Source organism: Actinophytocola sp. KF-1 (genome assembly GCF_054661535.1).
Genome location: NZ_BAAFVK010000014.1, coordinates 21,997 through 39,745, shown reverse-complemented (window position 1 = coordinate 39,745; position 17,749 = coordinate 21,997). Strand labels below are relative to the sequence as shown.

Sequence of the window (17,749 nt, the reverse complement as noted above, 5' to 3'; positions counted from 1 at the left end):
GCGGTGACCTGCGAAGCTGTCGGCATGGCCGACGAGCTGGTCGCGGCACGGGCCGCGTTCGCCGAGCGCCGCTGGCGCGCGGCCGCCGACCTGTTCGCCCGCGCGGGCGACGGCACGGCCGAGGACCTCGAACGCCGGGGGCTCGCCGCGTTCCTCACCGCCCGGGACGCCGAGTCCGACGACGCGCGGGCCCGCGCGCACCACGCGCACCTGCGTGCCGGGCGGGTCGAGGCGGCGTGCCGGGCCGCGTTCTGGCTGGGCCTCGCGGTCACCCTCCGCGGTGACCACGCCCGGGGCGCGGGGTGGTTCGCACGGGTGGCGACCGTCCTCGACGAGCACCACGTCACCGACTCGGTCTGGCACGGCTTCCTGCTGGTGCCGCGCGCCATGGACGCCCTCTTCGGCGGCGACCTCACCACCGCGCTGGACCTCGCCGCCCGGGCGGTGGCCCACGCGGACCGGTACGGCGACCACGACCTCGCCGTGCTCGCCCACAACGCGCACGGGCAGGCGCTCGTCGGCACCGGCGAGGTGGCGGCCGGCCTCGCGGAGCTGGACGAGGTGATGGTGCTCGTGACGACCGCCGACGACGTCTCACCGCAGCTCACGGGGCTGGTCTACTGCGCGGTCATCGAGACCTGCCGCGACACCTTCGACGTGCGCCGCGGCCGCGAGTGGACCGCCGCGCTGAGCCGGTGGTGCGCGGCGCAGCCCGACCTCGTGCCGTACCGCGGCCAGTGCACCGTGCACCGCGCCGAGATCCTGCGGCTCACCGGTTCCTGGGCGGAGGCGGCCGCCGAGATCGACCGCGCCGAGGCGGCCGCCGCGGCGATGACCCGCGACCCGGCCACGGGCATGGCGTGCTACCAGCGCGGCGAGCTGCACCGGCTGCGCGGCGAGTACGACGCGTCCGAGGCGGCCTACCAGGAGGCGCTGCTCGTCGGCCACGACCCGCAGCCGGGGCTGGCGCTGCTGCGGCTCGCGCAGCACCGGACCGCCGTGGCGCTCGCCGCGGTGCGCCGCGCGCTCGACGAGGTCACCCGGCCGTCGCTGCGCCTGCGGCTGCTGCCGGGCTGCGTCGAGATCGCGCTCGCGGCGGGCGACGTCGCCACGGCACGCGCGGCAGCGGACGAACTCCGGGCGGCCGCCGCGCGGCACGCCGCCCCGTGGCTGCGGGCCGCGGCCGCGCACGCGTGCGGGGCGGTCGACCTCGCCCACGACCCGGCCGCCGCGCTCGGCACGCTGCGTGCCGCGTGGGCGGCGTGGCAGGACATCCCCGCGCCGTACGACGCGGCCCGCTGCCGTGTGCTGATCGCGCTCGCCTGCCGCGCACTCGGTGACGACGACACCGCGGAACTCGAGCTCGGCGCCGCCCGCTGGGCGTTCGCGCAGCTGGGGGCGGCGCCGGACGTCGCGGGCGTGGACCGCCTCGCCCGCGCGCCGGTGGCCGGCGCGCGACCCGGCGGCCTCACCCTGCGCGAGGTGGAGGTGCTGCGCGCGGTGGCCACCGGCGCCACCAACCGGTCGATCGCGCAGACCCTGTTCCTCTCCGAGAAGACCGTGGCCCGGCACGTCGCGAACATCTTCACCAAGCTCGGCGTGACGTCGCGCTCGGCCGCCACCGCCTACGCCTACCAGCACCACCTGGTCTGACCCGTCCGGCGATCTGCATAGTTCTGCCGACGCGGTGCCGTGCCCCGCGCTCCTACGGTCACACCACCACCGACCGTCAGCACAGGAGTCGCCATGAGCACCGGATACACCATCGCGTACGCGTTGGGCCTGACCCCGTGGGAGCGCGCAGGAGAAGCGGGTTCCCACGCCATCGACAAGCTGATCGCACGGGCCGAGGACGAGTTCGGCGGCCCCGACCGGGCGCTGGACCTCGGTTGCGGGTCCGGCGCGCAGCTGGTGGCGCTCGCCCGCCGCGGCTGGCAGGCCACCGGCGTGGACGCCGTCGGCAAGGCGGTCCGCCGGGCACGGGCCCGTGCGGCCGCCGCGGGCGTCACCGTGACCCTGCTCCAGGGGGACGTGACCGCGCTGGACCCGGGCCGGGTCGGCACCGGGCACCGCCTGGTGCTGGACATCGGGTGCTTCCACGGGCTGACCGACGAGCAGCGCGTCCGGATGGGCCGCTCGGTCGACGCCGTCGCGGCCCCGGACGCGGTGCTGGTCCTGCTCGCGTTCCGCCCCGGCGTCACGCGCAGGCCGCTGCCGCGCGGCGCGGACGAGACGGCGATCGAGGCCGCCTTCCCCGGCTGGCGGGTCGCCGACGCGGAGCCCGCTCCGGTCGACGGCATGCCCAAGCCGCTCCGCGCGACCACCCCGACCTTCTACACCGTCCGTCGGGCCGGATGACGGTGCCCCGAGTGGACGGACGGACCATCGTCGTCGCCTGACCGCAGGAACCCGGTGCGGGGAACGGCCTATTTCCATTCAGGACTGCTCGTAATACCTTTACCGTACGTGATGGATGTTTGTCAGTGAGTTCCCAACCCTGCGGGAGGCCCCTGTGACGTCCACCGTGGTGCACCGCGCGCTGGACGGCAGGCGCTACGAGCTGAGCGGCCCCTTGGACCTCGGGCAACCGAGCACGTCCTCGGTGCGGGTCACCGTGCGCGGCCGGACCCACGAGTTCGTCGCCGGCGTGAGCGGGCTCGCCGAGGAGGTGGCCACCGCCCTCGGGGTGTCCGGGTTCGACGAGGAGCTGGGGTTCGCGGGCGGCACGCTGCTCATCGGCCGCACCCGCCGCGTCGAGCCGGGTTCGCGGATCACCGAGGACATCCTCGTCGCCGTGTGGCGCGGGCGGCGGCACTGCCTGATCAGCCACTTCTACGGCACGTCCACCGCGGCCGCGGTCGCGGCGCTGGCCACGCTCGGCATCACCGAGCACGACGACGGGGTGGCCGTGCGGCCGACGGCGGGCAGCGCCGTGGTCGCGCCCGCGGCCGTCGTCAAGGAGGTGCCGACGCTGGGCCTGCTGGAGATGACCGTCCCCACGGCGCCGCAGGCCACCCGGCTACCCGGGTGGAAGGGTGCGAAGACCCGCTCCGGCGAGCTGTTCTCCGACCGGATGTCCAACGGGGACCCCTACTTCGTGCTCGCCGGCGAGGACACGTGGACCACGGTCCTCCCGCTCGCCGACACCGACCTCGCGCGGGTGCCCGCGCTCGTGGACCGGCTCGGCGCGCGCCTGCTCGGCGACCGGTGAGGCACCCGTGTTCCCGGTGAGCGTCGCGGCCTACGCCGTCCTGGTCGTCCTCGTGATCGCGGTGGCGGAACGGGTGCGCGCGCCCGGCGCGCTGCCCGCCGCCCTGGCCGCGCACCGGATCGTGCCGCGCCGCGCGATCCGGCCGGTGGCGATCGCGGTGACCGGCGCCGAGGTGGCGCTCGGCCTGCTGCTGCTCGCCGGGCTGACCGGCGAACCGTCCCCGCTCGTCCTCGCGGGCGCGGCCGTGCTGTTCGCCTGCTACGGCGGCTACGCCTGGTACGTCACGGAAAGCGGCCGCGGCGGACCGTGCGGCTGCGGCGGGGCGGACGTGCCGATGGGGCACTGGGTCACCGGCCGCGCGTTCGCGCTCGCCGGGCTGGCCGTGGTCGCCGGGGCGGCGGGCGACCTCGTGCTGCCGCTGACCCGCTTCGACGCGCGGCTCCTGCTGGTCCTGCTCGCCGCGGCGACGATCGGCACCCTGCTCTGGCACCTGCCCGCCGCCATGACCCGACACCCGGAGGTGGCCCGGTGAGCTTCGAGACCAGCGCGTTGATCGTGACGTGGGTCGCCCTGCTGCTGCTGGCGTTCGTGGTGGCCGGGCTGGTCAGACAGGTGCACGCGCTGTCGTCCGGCGCGGGTCCGCGCCCGGTCGCCGCCGGGCCGCGGACCGGTGATCCCGCCGACCTCGCCCGGTTCGGCGTGACCGGGCCCGCGGTCCTGCTGTTCCTGCGCGCGACGTGCCACACGTGCGTCGAGGCGCTGGCGGAGACCGTCGCGGTGGCGGGGGACCGGCTGACCGTCGTCGCGCTCTACGAAGGACCGGCGCCGGACCCGGTGCCCGGCGTCGTCGCGCTCGCCGACCAGGGCCACCTGTTCGCCGGCTACGGCGCGCTCGCCACCCCGTTCGCGGTCGTGGCCGGCGCGGACGGCCGGATCACCGCCGCCGCGCCCGTCGGGTCGCGGGCGGCCGTCCGCGCACTGCTCGCCCCGGTGATGGAGGTTCGATGACCGACCGCGACGTCATCACGGTGCCGCCGTTGCGCGGCACCGATCCCGGCATGCCCGTCGAACCACGCACGCGCACCAGGCGGTTCCGCTGGGCCGGCTGGGCACCCACGAGGCGCGCCGTGCTCCGTGCGGGCGGCGTGGCCGGGCTGACCGTGCTCGGCGGCGTGTTCCCGTCGGTGCGCAGGGCGGTCGCCGACGGCTACGACATCTACCCGACCTGTCCGTCGTACGCGGCCGACCACAACTGCTCGCCGGGTTGCGGGCCCAGCACGATCTTCGCCGACGCGTGCGTGACGTCCGGGTCGAACACCGGCTTCCACAAGAACGACCAGGTGACCTGGCGGCTGCGGCCCAACGCGTGCCTGTCCGGCAGCTACGACGGCTGGATGTGGCGCTACGACCAGGCGTGCGGGGCGTGCACGTGCCACGTGGAGCGCCGCTGCCACGACGGCTACCGCAAGACCGCGTCCGGCTGGGTGAACTCGATCTGCCGGTGGACCACCGACTGCGGCTGCCCGTCGTCGGTGAGCTGGCCGTCGGTCTCGTCCGGCGCGACCGGCGCCACCGTGACCGCCATCCAGCACCTGCTCACCCACCACCGCTTCCCGACCACGGTGGACGGTGTGTACGGCCCGGCGACGGCGCAGGCGGTCCGCGACTTCCAGGTCGCGCGCGGCCTCGCGGTCACCGGCGAGGTCGGCGCCGCCACGTGGCCGTCGCTCGCGGTCACCACCCGCCAGGGCGACAACGGCAGCCACGTGCGCGCCACCCAGGTGGAGCTCAACCGCTACGGCTACAAGCTGGTCGTGGACGGCGTCTTCGGGTCGGGCACGTTCGCGGCGGCCGCGGACTTCCAGCGGCAGAACCGGATCACCGCCGACGGCATCGTCGGGCCCACCACGTGGCGCACCCTCACCGGCGGCGCCGTGTGAGCGCACCACCGCCGGCGGTGCGCCGCGGGCTCACCCACCCGGCGGCGGCGCTGCTGCTGGCGCCCGCCGCGGTCGCGCTGGCACTGGCCGGGTGGGCCGTCGCCGTGTGGGCGGTGCTCGGCGGGCTCGCCGGGTACACGCTGTCCGGCTCCGTTTGAACGAGGAACAGCGCGTTCGCGCTGACCTCGCCAGGGTGGCGGGGCAAGACCCGGCAGGGCACGGCGCTCCTGCTGTTCGACACCGGGCTCGTGCTCGGCGCGCTGCTGAGCGCGCTCGTGCTGTGGCTCGTCAGCGGCCTGGCCACTCCGGTGCCCGCGCCCGTGCGGCACGGGATCGTCGTCGCGGTGGCGGTCGCCGCGGTGCTGCGGGACGCGGGCCTCGTGCGGTTCCCGCTGCCGCAGAACGCGCGGCAGGTGCCGCGGGAGGTGCTGACCGGTGACGTGGGCCGGGGTTCCCTGCGGTTCGGGTTCGAGATGGGCACCGGCGTGCGCACGTACGTCTCGTCCACCGTCCCGTACGTGCTCGTGGTCGCGCTGCTCCTGACCGGGCCCGGGTTCGTCACCGCGGTCGCCACCGGGGCGGGTTTCGGTCTCGGGCGGGCGCTCACGCCGACGGCGCGGTACGCGAGCGGCGACGGCGAGACGTGGGACGACGTGCTGCACCGGCACCTGACCGCGATCAAGGTCGCGAGCGGGCTCGCCGTGGCCGTCGCGCTGGCGGTCCTGCTGTTCTGATCAGCTCGCGACCGCGTCGAAGAAGCCGGTGATCTCGGTGCCGCCGTCGGCCGCGGTCACCCCGTCGTGCACCCACTTGCCGACCGCGAGGTCGAGCACGCCGAGGCCGAACGGGGAGAAGATCACCGGCGTGCCCGCCGGGCATGTGTGCCGGCCGGTCAAGAGGTCGGCGAGCGTGCCGTGCACGAAGTCGCGGTTGCCCGTCCGCTGCTCGGTCAGGTGCAGCGAGGTGCGTTCCCGGACCGCGTGGTCGATGTCGTCGGTGATGTTGTGCGCGGCCAGGATCAGCTCCGGCGCCAGGTCCCGCAGCGACACGTGCAGCACCACCGGTGCGTGGTCGAGCAGGGCCGGGTCGTGCAGGTGCGGCTCGCCTGCCACCGTCGTCAGCAGCACCAGGTCGCAGTCGGCGAAGGCGCCCGCAGCGTCGTCGACCGCCACCACGTCCCGCGCGCCCTGCTCGGTGAGCGCCGCGCCGAAGCGGTCCGCGGCCGCCCGGTCCAGGTCGAACAGCCGGAAGCCGCCGATCCGCCAGCCGAGGTCGCGCAGGAACTTCCACACCTGCCTGGCGATCAGGCCCGTGCCGACGATCCCCACGCGCCGCGCCTCGCGGCCGCCGGTGATGGTCTGCGCGGCGAGGACCGCGGACGCCGCGGTGCGCGCGGCCGAGATGATCGACGACTCGAGGCACGCGTACGGGTAGCCGGTCGCCGCGTCGTTGAGCACCAGCACCGCGGACGCCCTCGGGATGCCGATGTCGCGGTTGGCGGGGAAGCTCGCGATCCACTTGATGCCCGCCACGTCGAACTCGCCGCCCAGGTACGCGGGCAGTGAGATGATCCGCGACCGCGGCTGGTGCGGGAAGCGCAGGAAGCCGCTCTGGGGGTTCACGCTCTCGCCCGCGTCGTGCGCGAGATAGGCCCTGCGGACCACGTCGAGGCACTCGTCCCGGTTGCCGTCCAGCCGGCTCGCGACGTCGGCGCCGCTCAGCACGCGCAGGGTGGGCAGTCGATCAGACATCGGCATCCCTTTCATGCGGCGGCCGGGAACGGCTCGCCGGTGCGGAGTGTGTGGACCCAGGCGGGGTTGTAGACGGTGTCGGCGTACGCGTTCCCGCGGTCCGCGCACAGGAACGCGACCACCGGTGTGCGCCGCGGGGTGGCGTTGGCCGCGAAGTACCGGCGGATGGCGTGGTAGACGCTGCCGGTGGAGCCGCCCGCGTACAGGCCGTGCGTGCCGAGCAGTGCGTGGCAGCCCGCGACGGCGTCGGGTTCCGGCACCAGCACGACGTCGTCGATGATCGCCTGGTGCACCAGCGGCGGCACGATGCCGGAGCCCAGCCCGGGGATGCGGCGCGGCGCGGGTGGCCCGCCGAAGATCGCCGAGCCGACCGCGTCGACGGCGATCACCGCGCAGCCGGGGAAGGTTTCCTTGACGCGGTGGGAAACCCCGGCGATCGTGCCGCCGGTGCCGACGCCGACGAACAGGTAGTCCAGCCGCGGCACCGCGGCGCACAGCTCGGCGCCGGTGAACCGGTAGTGCGCCTCGGCGGCGTCGGTGTTGACGTACTGGTTCGGCCAGTAGACGGCCGGGTCGCCGTCGACCAGCTCGCGCACCCTGGCCAGCCGCGTGCGCAGGTAGCCGCCCGTGCCGTCCGGTTCGGAGACCTTCTCCACGACCGGGCACATCGACCGCAGGAACGCCTCGGTGCCCCGGTTGCAGTGCGGGTCGAGCACCGGCACGAACCGCAGGCCGAGCGCCGCCGCGTAGGACGCGAGCGAGATCGCGAAGTTGCCGGACGAGGACTCGACGACGGTGGTGCCGGTGCGCACGTCGCCCCGTGCCACGGCCTGCTGGAGGATCCACAGCGCGGCCCGGTCCTTGGCGCTGCCGTTGACGTTGCAGTACTCGAGCTTCGTGAGCAGCTCCAGCCCCGGCTCGCGCAGCGGCAGTACCGGCGTCGGCGTCAGCCCGCCGCGCAGCACGCGGAGCCGGTCGCGCAACTGGTCGTCCGTGGGACCGGTCGTCATGCCTTACAGCGAACCGAAATCGGCTGGGGTTCACCTCGTGCGCCGTCGGTAAACCCGGTCTATCGCCGCGATTACCCCGGAGTGACCCACCGCTCATAGCCTCGGAACGCCGGCTGGGGATGCGTTGGAGGTGCGGCCGCATGACACGTCCAGCGGACGGGTTCACCCATGTCCCGCACGCGCTCGAGCACTGGGCGCGGGAACGGCGCGACGACACCGCGTTCACGTGCCTCGGCGCGGGCGGCGCCGTCGAACGGGTGCTGACCTACGGCGACCTCGCGGCCGAGGCGGCGCGGGTCGCCGCGTTCCTGCGGGAGACCGTGCGGCCGGGCGAACGGGTGCTGCTGCTGTTCCCGCCCGGCGCGGACTACCTCGCCGCGTTCCTCGGCTGCCTGTCCGCGGGCGTGGTCGCGGTGCCCCTGTACCCGCCGCGCCCTGGCGCCAAGCTGGACCGGATCACCGCGGTCGTCGACGACTGCGCCGCCACGCTCGCGCTGACCGCCGCGCCGCTGCTGCCGTTGCTCGCGGACCTGCCCGTGCCCGCGGTCGCCACCGGCGACCTGCCCGCCGCGGCACCCGTGCCCGCGGCGGTCGGGGACGTGGCGTTCCTGCAGTACACGTCCGGGTCGACCGGCACCCCCAAGGGCGTGGTGGTGAGCCACGCCAACCTGGTGGCGAACCTGCGGGCGATCGAGGCCGGGTTCGGCATCGGGCCGGACGACGTCGTGCTCAGCTGGCTGCCGATGTACCACGACATGGGCCTCATCGGCACCACGCTCCTCCCGCTGTACGCGGGCATCCCCGCCGTGCTGCTGCCGACGTTCGAGTTCGTGCGCGACCCGCTGATCTGGCCGCTGGCGGTCGCCCGGTTCGGCGCCACCTGCTCCGGCGGGCCGGACTTCGCCTACCGGCTGCTGGCCGAGCGGTACGACCCGGCGCGACTGTCCGGAGTGGACCTGAGCCGGTGGCGGATCGCGTTCAACGGCGCCGAACCGGTGCGCGCGGCGACGATGGCGGCGGTGGCCGAACGCTACGGCGCGCACGGGTTCGCGGCGTCGGCGTGGTTCCCGTGCTACGGCCTGGCCGAGGCGACGTTGTTCGTCACCGGCGCGGCGGGTGTCGGCACGACCGAGATCGACGGCCGTGCCGTGGTGTCGTCCGGGCCGCCCGCACCGGACACGACCGTGGTCGTCGTCGACGCGGCCGGCCGCCCGGTGACCGGTGCGGTGGGCGAGATCCTCGTGCGGAGCCCCGGTGTCGCGCGGGGCTACTGGGGCAACCCGGACACCTCCGCGTTCCGCGCCACCGTGCCGGGCCACGCGGGGGAGTTCCTCCGCACCGGCGACCTCGGCGCGCTCGTCGGCGGCGCGCTGCACGTCGCGGGCCGTGCCAAGGACCTGATCATCGTCGGCGGGCGCAACCACCACCCGCACGACCTCGAGGCCGCCGCGGCGGGTGCGGACGCGCGGGTCCGCGGCGCCGCGGCGTTCCAGGTGGGCGACGGCGTCGTGCTGGTCGCCGAGCTGGTCGGCGCGGCCGTCCGGCTCGCGGCCGGGGAACGGGCGGCGCTGTCGTCCGCCGTGCGCAGGGCCGTGTCCGTCGACTGTGGACTCGACCTGGCCGAGGTCGTGTTCGTGCGGCCCGGCGCCATCCCGAAGACGTCGAGCGGCAAGACCCGCCGCGCGGCGACCCGGGAACTTTACGAACGCGGCGAGCTGAAGGCCGTCGGGCAGGCCAGGGCGGCCGCGCGCCCGACGGACCTGCGGTCCGTGCTGGTGGAGAGGATCGGGTTCGACCCGGCCCCCGGGGACGCCGCCCGCCCGCTGGCCGCGCTCGGCCTGGACTCCATGAAGCTCATGGCGCTCAAGGGCGCGGCGGAGGCGGCCACCGGCACGCGGCTCCCCGCCGAGCTGTTCTTCGGCGACGCGTCCCTGGACGACGTCCTCGCCGCCGCCCTCGCCGCCGTCGCGGGCGCGACCCCCGCCGAGGCACCCGCGACCGTGCCGGACGTGTGCCCGGCCACCGACAGCCAGCTGCAGATGCTGTTCCACGACCAGCTCCACCCCGACGACCGGTCCAACACCCTGTCCGTGGCGCTGCGCCTGGACCGCCCGTTCCCGGCCGCGCAGGTCCACACCGCGGTGGCCGCCGTCGTCGCGCGGCACCCCGCGCTGCGCACGACGATCCGCGACGGCCACCAGCACGTGCACGACGAGCCGCGGTTCGACTGGGCGGTGGACGCCGACCTGGCCGAGGTGTCGCGGCGCCCGTTCGACCTCGAGCGGGGCCCGCTCGTCCGGGCCGCGGTCGTCCTCGACCCGGCGAACACCACCGTGCTGGTCGCGTGCCACCACGCGATCGCCGACTACGTCTCGCTGCGGGTCGTGCTCGCCGACGTCGTCGCGGAACTGCTGGGGGACAGGGACTTCGCGCTCACCGGCGGCGCCGACCCGCGGGTCTGGACCGCCGAGCAGGCCCGCCACCTCGCCACCCCGGAGGCGCGCGCCCGGCTCGCCGAGCTGGCCGACCGGTGGCGCCCGGTCCGCAACGAGGTGCTGTTCGCCGCGCCGCCCGCGCACCGCCGCCGCAACCCGGCCGCCGTGGTGGACTTCGCGATCGACGCCGACCGCACCGCCGAGCTGTACGCGCGGAGTGCCGCGCGCGGCACCACCCCGTTCGTCACCGTCGCCGCCGCGTACCTGCGCGCACTGCACCGCGTGACCGGCAGGACCGCCGTCACCATCGGCACCACGCACCACGGCCGCACCGACACCCGCTTCGCGAACACCGTCGGCTACCTGGTGAACCCGGTGCCGCTGCGCGGCGATTTCACCGACGGCGACCGGCTCGCCGACATCGAGGACCGCACCCGTGACGAGCTGCGCGACGCGCTCCGCACGGCCGACCTTCCGTTCGCCGCGCTGGTCCGCGCGCTCGCGCCCGACCGGCACGGCCAGAACCCCGTGTTCCAGGCGACGCTGACCTACCAGCAGTCGGCGGACGGGCGGCTCGGCGACGGGTTCGCGATCCCGTGGAGCGGCGCCTCCGGCACGGTGCGCGGCGTCGGCGTCACCGTGGTGGACGTGCCACCGGCCGACGTCGCGTTCGCGCTCAGCCTCTACGGCGCGCGGGACGGCGACCGCACCGTCTACCGCCTCGTGTACCAGCGGGAACTGGTCGGCGAGGCGGTCGCCCAGCGGGTGGTCGACGAGTTCCGGCTCGCCGTCGACGAGGCGCTCGGCCGGACCGCGGCGGTCGCGGCCGAGGAGGTGCCCACGCTGCAGTGGGCGCCGAACCTGTCGGCCGCCTTCGCCCGCTCGGTCGAGTTGTTCGGCGACCGCACCGCGCTGCGCTGCGGCACCGAGACCCTGACGTACCGGGAGCTGGACGCGCGCGTCGCCGCGCTCGCCGGGGCGATCGCCGCCCGCGCGGACGACGGCGAGCGGCCGGTCGGCATCCTCCTCGACCGGTCCCTCGACATGGTGGTCGCCGCGCTCGCGGTCGTCCGCACCGGCGCCGCCTACGTGCCGGTCGACCCCGCGACCCCGGTCGCCCGCACCGCCCTGATCCTCGCCGACGCCGCGCCCTCGCTGGTCGTGACCACCGCCGCGCTGGCCGAGCGGGCCGGCGACGCCGCGCCGGTGCTGCTCGTGGACGGGCCGCTGTCCGGGGCGCCGCTGCCCGCCGAGGTGTGCCAGGCAGGCCACGGCACCCGGGCGTACGTGATCTTCACGTCCGGCACCACCGGGCGGCCGAAGGGTGTCGAGGTCTCGCACGGCAACCTGCTGCGGCTGTTCACCGCCACCGAGGAGGCGTACGGGTTCGGGCCCGACGACGTGTGGACGCTGTTCCACTCGTTCGCGTTCGACTTCTCGGTGTGGGAGATGTGGGGCGCGCTGCTCTACGGCGGCTGCCTCGTCGTCGTGCCGCGCGAGGTGGCCACCGACCCGGCCGCGTTCCGGACCCTCCTGCGGGACAACGGGGTCACGGTCCTCAACCAGACGCCGACCGCGTTCACCCAGCTCGTCGCGGAGGACACGAGGCACCCCGACCGGCTGCCGCTGCGGTACGTGATCTTCGGCGGCGAGGCGCTGCGCCTCGCGGACCTGCGCCGCTGGGTGGCCGGGTACGGCGACACCGCGCCGCGCCTGGTGAACATGTACGGCATCACCGAGACCACCGTGCACGCCTCGTACCGGCCGCTCGTCCGCGCCGACCTGGAACGCACCGACAGCCCGATCGGCCTGCCGCTGTCCGATCTGGACTTCGTGCTCGTCGACGACGACCTGAACCCGGTGCCGGACGGCGAGAGCGGCGAGATCGTGGTGACCGGCCCCGGCGTGGCGCTCGGCTACCTGAACCGGCCCGACCTGACCGCCGAGCGGTTCGTGACCGTCGGCGGGGTGCGCGGCTACCGGTCCGGCGACCTCGCCGTGCGCACGAGCGGCGAGTACGTCTACCTGGGCCGCAAGGACGACCAGGTCAAGATCCGCGGCTTCCGCATCGAGCTGGGCGAGATCCAGGCCGCGCTCACCGGCGCGCCGGGCGTGCGGCAGGCCGCCGTCGTGGTGGACCAGCCGCCGACCGCCGACGTCGTGGTCAAGGAGCCGGCCTCGACGTTCCGGATCGCCGACACCCGCGAGCTGATCCGCGGCACCAGCGCACCCGCGAGCACCGGCCCCCGGATCGTCGCGTACGTCGTCGGCGCGGACCTCGACGGGCCGGCGGTGTTCGCGCACCTGCACGCGTGCCTGCCCGGGTACATGGTGCCCGCGTTCGTCGTCCCGGTGGCGGCGATCCCGCTCAACCACAACGGGAAGGTCGACCGGGACCGGCTGCCCGCGCCGAGCGCGGCAGGCGCGCTCCGCGCGTCCACCGCGGACGGGACGGCGGCGAGCCCGGCCGAGCGGCGGATGTGCGCGTTGTTCGAGGAGGTCCTCGGCACCACCGGTGTCCGCCCGGACGACTCGTTCTTCGCGATCGGCGGCGACTCGATCATCGCGCTGCGGCTGCGGACCGCGGCGCTCGCGCAGGGCGTCGCGATCGAGCTGTCCGACATCTACGCGCTGCAGACCCCGAGGGCCATCGCCGCCGCCGCGGGCACGCCACCCGAGGAGGCCGCCGCGCCGGTGGCGCCCTTCGCCCAGATCAGCGCCGAGGACCGGGCGCTCGTGCCCGCCGGGGTGGTCGACGCCTACCCGGTCAGCACGCTGCAGGCGGGTTTCCTGTTCCACAGCACGTACCAGACCGACGTGAACATGTACTGCGACGTCTTCCTGTTCACGTTCGGCGCCCGCTACGACCACGCCGCCATGCGCACGGCCGTGGACCGGGCGGTCGCGAAGCACGAGATGCTGCGCACGTCGTTCGACTTCACCCGCTACTCCGAGCCGCTGCAGCTGGTGCACGCCACCGCGCACCTCCCGCTCACCTGCACCGACCTGCGCCACCTCGACGAGGCGGCGCAGGAGGCCGAGCTGGCCGCGTGGTGGGAGCGGGAGAAGCAGACGCCGTACGACTGGAACACGCCGCCGCTCGTGCGGTTCGCCGTGCACGTCACCGCCGACGACGTGTTCCGGTTCGCCATGAGCTTCCACGACGCCACGCTCGACGGGTGGAGCGAGTCGGTGATGATGACCGGCATCCTCACCGAGTACTGGGCGCTGCTGCACGACCGTCCACTGGGGCCGGTCGAGCTGCCCGCGCGGCGGTACGCCGACTTCGTCGCGGCCGAGCGGGAGGTGCTGGCCCGGCCGTCGGCACGCGAGTTCTGGGCGCGGGAGATGGCGGACGTGGTGCCGACCCCGCTGCCGTCGCTGGCGTCCGGGGCACGCGACATCCACGACGGGCGGATGGGGTTCCTGTCCGTCGACCTGCCCGCGGACGTGTCGCAGCGGCTCGACGAGCTCGCCGGTGCGCTGTCGGTGTCGCTCAAGCACGTGCTGGTCGCCGTGCACGCCCGCGTGCAGGCGCTGCTGTCCGGGCAGTCGGAGGTCGTGGTCGGCATCGTGTCCAACGGCCGGGTCGCCGAGGAGGGCGGCACCGAGTCGCTCGGCGTGCACATCAACGTCGTGCCGTACCGGCTGACCGCGACCGGCCTGACGTGGACCGAACTGGCGAACAAGGTGCTGGCGAAGGACACCGAGCTGCTCGCCACCCGCGGCTTCCCGTACGCGGAGATCCGGCGGCTCGCGGGCGCCGGCGGCGACCTGTTCGACGTCAGCTTCAACTTCACGCACTTCCACGGCTACGAGCGGCTCGCCGCCGCCACCGGCATCGCCGTGCTCGACGCCCGCGCGTGGATGCAGACCAGCTTCGCGTTGCGGGTGGAGCTGAACAAGGACCCGTTCACGCGGCTGCTGTCGCTGGACCTCGAGGCCAACATGGAGCGGGTCAGCGAGGCGCAGCTGCACCAGATCGGCGAGCTGTACCGCAACGCGCTGGCACACGTCGTGGCCGCGCCGGACGCCGTCCCGGCGAACCGGGACCTGCTCGGCGACGACACCTACCGGCGGTTGCTGGCCGCGAGCCGCGGTCCCGTGCGGCCGCACGCCGACACCGGTTTCCTCGCCACCTTCGCGAAGTCCGTGGCCGCGCACCCCGGCCGGGTGGCCGCGATGTGCGGCGACGACGCGGTGACATACGCCGAGCTGGCCGCGCGGGTCGCCTCGTGCGCGGGGTGGCTCGCCGCGCGCGGGGTGGGTGCCGGGGACGTGGTCGCGCTGCGTGCGGGCCGCGACATCGGTTACCTCGTCGCGCTCATGGCCGTGCTGCGGGTCGGCGCGGTGTACCTGCCGCTGCCCGCCGGTCCGGCGTCGCGCGTCGCGAGCATGCTCCGGCGCGGCGCGGCCGTGCTGGTACTGCACGACGACGCGTCGGCCGACGTGGTGCGGGAGGCGGCCGAGGGGATCGCGACCGCGCGGCTCGCCGACGTCGAGGACCACGCGCCGTACGACGGTCCGCTGCCCGGTGGCCGGGACGGCGCGTACGTCATCTTCACGTCCGGCTCGACGGGCGAACCGAAGGGCGCGCTCATCCGCCACGACGGCATGCTGAACCACGTGCTCGCGAAGGTCGGCGTGCTGGGCATCGCGCCGGGCGACCGGGTGTCGCAGGACGCCGCCGCCACCTTCGACATCTCGCTGTGGCAGTGGTTCTCGCCGCTCGCCGTCGGCGCGACCACCGTGATCTACCCGGACGAGGTCAGCCAGGACCCGCCGCGGCTGCTGCGTGCCGTCGCCGAGGACGGCATCACCGTGCTGGAGGTGGCGCCGTCGGTGCTCAGCGTGTTCTGCGCGGAGCTCGCGCACTACGGGGTGGACGCGTACCCGCCGTTCGCGCTGCGCTGGGTCGCGTCCAGCGGCGAGACGCTCAAACCGGGTGCCGCCAACGAGTTCCGCCGGCTGCTGCCGGACGTGCGGCTGCTGAACATGTGGGGCATCACCGAGACCTCCGACGACACCACGCACCACGAGGTCACGGCCGAGGTGGACGAGCGGCTGCCGTCCGTTCCCGTCGGCACGCCCATCGAGAACACCGCCGTGTACGTGCTGGACGGGACCGGGGAGCCGGTGCCGGACGGCACGCCGGGGGAGCTGTACGTCGGCGGCGTCGCGGTCGGCGCGGGCTACGTCAACGACCCCGACCGGACCGCGGCGGCGTTCGTGCCGGACCCGTTCGACCCGGGCGCCACGCTCTACAAGACCGGCGACCGCGGCCGGGTGCTCGCCGACGGGAGCCTGGAGTTCCTCGGCCGCGTGGACCGGCAGCTGAAGATCCGCGGCCAGCGCGTCGAGCTGGGCGAGGTCGAGGCCGCGCTCGCCGCCGTGCCCGGGGTCGGCGAGAGCGCGGTGGTGGTGCGCACCGACGACGGCGAGCAGCGCCTCGCCGGGTTCTTCGTCGCCCGCACCGAGCTGTCCACCGCGGACCTGCGGGCCGCGCTCGCCGGGGTGCTGCCCCGGTACGCGGTGCCCGACTTCCTCGTGTGCCTCGACGAGCTGCCGAGGACCCCGCACGGCAAGGTCGACACCAAGGCGCTGCAGCGCACCGAGGTGCTCCCCGCGCTGGAGCGGGTCGCGGCCGAGCCACCCGCCACCGCCACCGAGGCGGCCGTGCTCGAGGTGATCGGCGCGGTGCTCAGGACCGGCACGCAGGACCCGACGGCCGACTTCTTCGAACTGGGCGGGCACTCGCTGCACGCCACCCACGTGATGGCCCGGCTGCGCGACCGGTTCGGCGTGCACCTGCCGCTGCGGCTGCTGTTCGAGCACCGCACCGCGCGCGGGGTCGCCGCCGCGATCGACGAGGCGCTGGGGGAGTGGCGCGCCGAGGAGGTGACCGCGCACGGCATCCCGGACCGGCCGGCGGGCATGACCCGGTTCCCGCTCACGCTCAACCAGGCCAGCCTGTGGTACCTGCACCAGGTCGACCCGGACGACCGCGCCTACGACAACCTCAGCCTCCTGCACCTGCGCGGCCCGCTCGACGTCAGCGCGCTGCGGCACGCCGTGGCCACCATGGCCCGGCGCCACGAGGTGCTGACCGTCCGCTTCGGCGACCAGGGCGGCGTGCCCTACCAGACACCCGCGCCGGGCGCGCCGGTCGAGCTGGAGGTGGTCGACGCGACCGGGGTGGCCACCGACCGGGACGCGATGGTGGCCCACGTCCGGGCCGGCGACCACCGCTTCGACCTGGCCCGCGGCCCGCTCGCGATCGCCCGGCTGCACCGGTTCGGCCCCGAGGAGCACGTGTTCGAGTGGCGCGTGCACCACATCGTGACCGACGGCTGGTCCTCGGACGTCGCCATGCGCGAGATTCGCGCCGCCTACCTCGCGCACCTGGCAGGCCGCGACCCCGGCCTGCCCGAACTGCGGGTGCAGTACGCCGACTACGCCCGCTGGCAGCAGGACTACCTCGCCACGCACGCGCAGCAGGACGAGAACTTCTGGAAGTCCTACCTGGACGGTTACGACGGCGTGCTCGAGGTGGCCACCACCTACCCGCGCGACCCGGCCCGCGCACGCACCGCGGGCTACGTGACCCGCACGTGGGACCGCGCGGCCGCGGACCGGATCGCCGCGTTCGCCGCCGGACGCCACGTCACCCCGTTCATCCTCGGGCACGCGGTCACCGCGGTGCTGATGGCGAAGCTCGCGCAGCAGGACGACGTGGTGGTCGGCGCGGTCGTCGCGGGCCGGACCGTGCCGGAGACCGAGCAGCTGGTCGGGTTCTTCGCGAACACGTTGCCGCTGCGGTACTCCGTGGACCTGACGGCGACCCCGGCGTCGGTGCTGTCCTCGGTCGCCGCGAGCGCGGTGAGCGGCATGGAGAACCAGCTGCTGCCGTTCGGCCGGATCGTGGAGGCGGGCGGGGTGCGCCGCGAACCCGGCGTGCCGCCGCTCGTGCAGGTGCTCACCACGTTCGACAACTTCCCGTTCGACCTGTCCGGGCTCCCCGGGCTGACGAGCACGCTGATCCAGGTGCCGCAGGAGACCAGCCGGTTCGACCTGCTGTTCCGGTTCGTCGAGTGGAACGGGCTCGAACTGACCATCCAGTACGACGCCACGTTGTTCTCCCCGGCCGCGGCCGGGCAGCTGGCCGACGGCGTGGTGCGGCTGCTGGACTTCTTCGTCACCGCCCCGGACCGCCCGCTCACCGACGCGGTGCTGTGCGGCGACGACGAGCGGGCCGCGCTCGCCGCGATCTGGCGGGACCTGACCGGCGAGGCGGTGTTCGACGCGGCCACCGTGCTCGCGTCCGAGCACGCCACGGCGTTCCTCGACCTGGCCGACCGGCGCGGGCTGCTCACCGCGCTGCTGCTGACGCTGTGACTCTGGA

At 74.9% G+C, this 17,749-nt stretch carries 11 protein-coding genes; 9 read left to right on the top strand and 2 right to left on the bottom strand.

Features of this window, described 5'->3' with window-relative positions:
* Positions 1-3: 3 nt before the first annotated feature.
* The 8 genes from ACYQ77_RS35455 to ACYQ77_RS35420 all read left to right on the top strand — a co-directional run bounded on the left by ACYQ77_RS35455 (position 4) and on the right by ACYQ77_RS35420 (position 5,885).
* Positions 4-1,653 carry a LuxR C-terminal-related transcriptional regulator gene (locus ACYQ77_RS35455; RefSeq protein ID WP_459719517.1) on the top strand — a complete coding sequence of 550 codons (1,650 nt, stop codon included), beginning with the start codon at positions 4-6 and terminating at the stop codon, positions 1,651-1,653.
* A gap of 93 nt (positions 1,654-1,746) precedes the next feature.
* Positions 1,747-2,358, top strand: coding sequence for a class I SAM-dependent methyltransferase (locus ACYQ77_RS35450; RefSeq protein WP_459719515.1), 612 nt, complete (start codon positions 1,747-1,749; stop codon positions 2,356-2,358).
* Between the two features lie 154 nt (positions 2,359-2,512).
* The gene (locus ACYQ77_RS35445) at positions 2,513-3,211 is read left to right on the top strand and encodes a hypothetical protein (RefSeq protein WP_459719512.1); all 699 of its coding nucleotides are present in this window, start codon (positions 2,513-2,515) and stop codon (positions 3,209-3,211) included.
* Positions 3,212-3,218: 7 nt separating this feature from the next.
* A complete protein-coding gene (locus ACYQ77_RS35440) occupies positions 3,219-3,743 on the top strand; it encodes a MauE/DoxX family redox-associated membrane protein (RefSeq protein WP_459719509.1) in 525 nt (174 codons plus the stop codon).
* Positions 3,740-4,219, top strand: a complete 480-nt coding sequence (locus tag ACYQ77_RS35435) for a hypothetical protein (RefSeq protein WP_459719506.1) — start codon at positions 3,740-3,742, stop codon at positions 4,217-4,219. Before ACYQ77_RS35440 ends, ACYQ77_RS35435 begins: the two co-directional genes overlap by 4 nt.
* The gene (locus ACYQ77_RS35430) at positions 4,216-5,151 is read left to right on the top strand and encodes a peptidoglycan-binding domain-containing protein (RefSeq protein ID WP_459719504.1); all 936 of its coding nucleotides are present in this window, start codon (positions 4,216-4,218) and stop codon (positions 5,149-5,151) included. Before ACYQ77_RS35435 ends, ACYQ77_RS35430 begins: the two co-directional genes overlap by 4 nt.
* On the top strand, positions 5,148-5,309 hold the full coding sequence (locus ACYQ77_RS35425; RefSeq protein ID WP_459719502.1) for a hypothetical protein: 162 nt from the start codon (positions 5,148-5,150) through the stop codon (positions 5,307-5,309). Before ACYQ77_RS35430 ends, ACYQ77_RS35425 begins: the two co-directional genes overlap by 4 nt.
* A 90-nt stretch (positions 5,310-5,399) precedes the next feature.
* Positions 5,400-5,885 carry a hypothetical protein gene (locus ACYQ77_RS35420; protein ID WP_459719500.1) on the top strand — a complete coding sequence of 162 codons (486 nt, stop codon included), beginning with the start codon at positions 5,400-5,402 and terminating at the stop codon, positions 5,883-5,885.
* Here ACYQ77_RS35420 and sbnB read toward each other — a convergent pair whose 3' ends face one another.
* Together sbnB and sbnA are read right to left on the bottom strand one after the other, a co-directional pair.
* Positions 5,886-6,908, bottom strand: a complete 1,023-nt coding sequence (gene sbnB / locus ACYQ77_RS35415; protein ID WP_459719497.1) for a 2,3-diaminopropionate biosynthesis protein SbnB — start codon at positions 6,906-6,908, stop codon at positions 5,886-5,888.
* A 5-nt stretch (positions 6,909-6,913) separates the two neighbouring features.
* Entirely contained in the window at positions 6,914-7,912 is a 999-nt protein-coding gene (sbnA, locus tag ACYQ77_RS35410) for a 2,3-diaminopropionate biosynthesis protein SbnA (RefSeq protein ID WP_459719494.1), read from the bottom strand.
* Between the two features lie 140 nt (positions 7,913-8,052).
* Here sbnA and ACYQ77_RS35405 point away from each other — a divergent pair, with 140 nt between their 5' ends.
* Positions 8,053-17,742, top strand: a complete 9,690-nt coding sequence (locus tag ACYQ77_RS35405; protein ID WP_459719491.1) for an amino acid adenylation domain-containing protein — start codon at positions 8,053-8,055, stop codon at positions 17,740-17,742.
* The last annotated feature ends 7 nt before the right edge of the window (positions 17,743-17,749 follow it).

Coding starts and splice junctions, on each gene's coding strand:
- ACYQ77_RS35450 (WP_459719515.1), top strand. CDS start 1,747: ATGAGCACCGGATACACCATCGCGTACGCGTTGGGCCTGACCCCGTGG.
- ACYQ77_RS35430 (WP_459719504.1), top strand. CDS start 4,216: ATGACCGACCGCGACGTCATCACGGTGCCGCCGTTGCGCGGCACCGAT.
- sbnB (WP_459719497.1), bottom strand. CDS start 6,908: ATGCCGATGTCTGATCGACTGCCCACCCTGCGCGTGCTGAGCGGCGCC.
- sbnA (WP_459719494.1), bottom strand. CDS start 7,912: ATGACGACCGGTCCCACGGACGACCAGTTGCGCGACCGGCTCCGCGTG.
- ACYQ77_RS35405 (WP_459719491.1), top strand. CDS start 8,053: ATGACACGTCCAGCGGACGGGTTCACCCATGTCCCGCACGCGCTCGAG.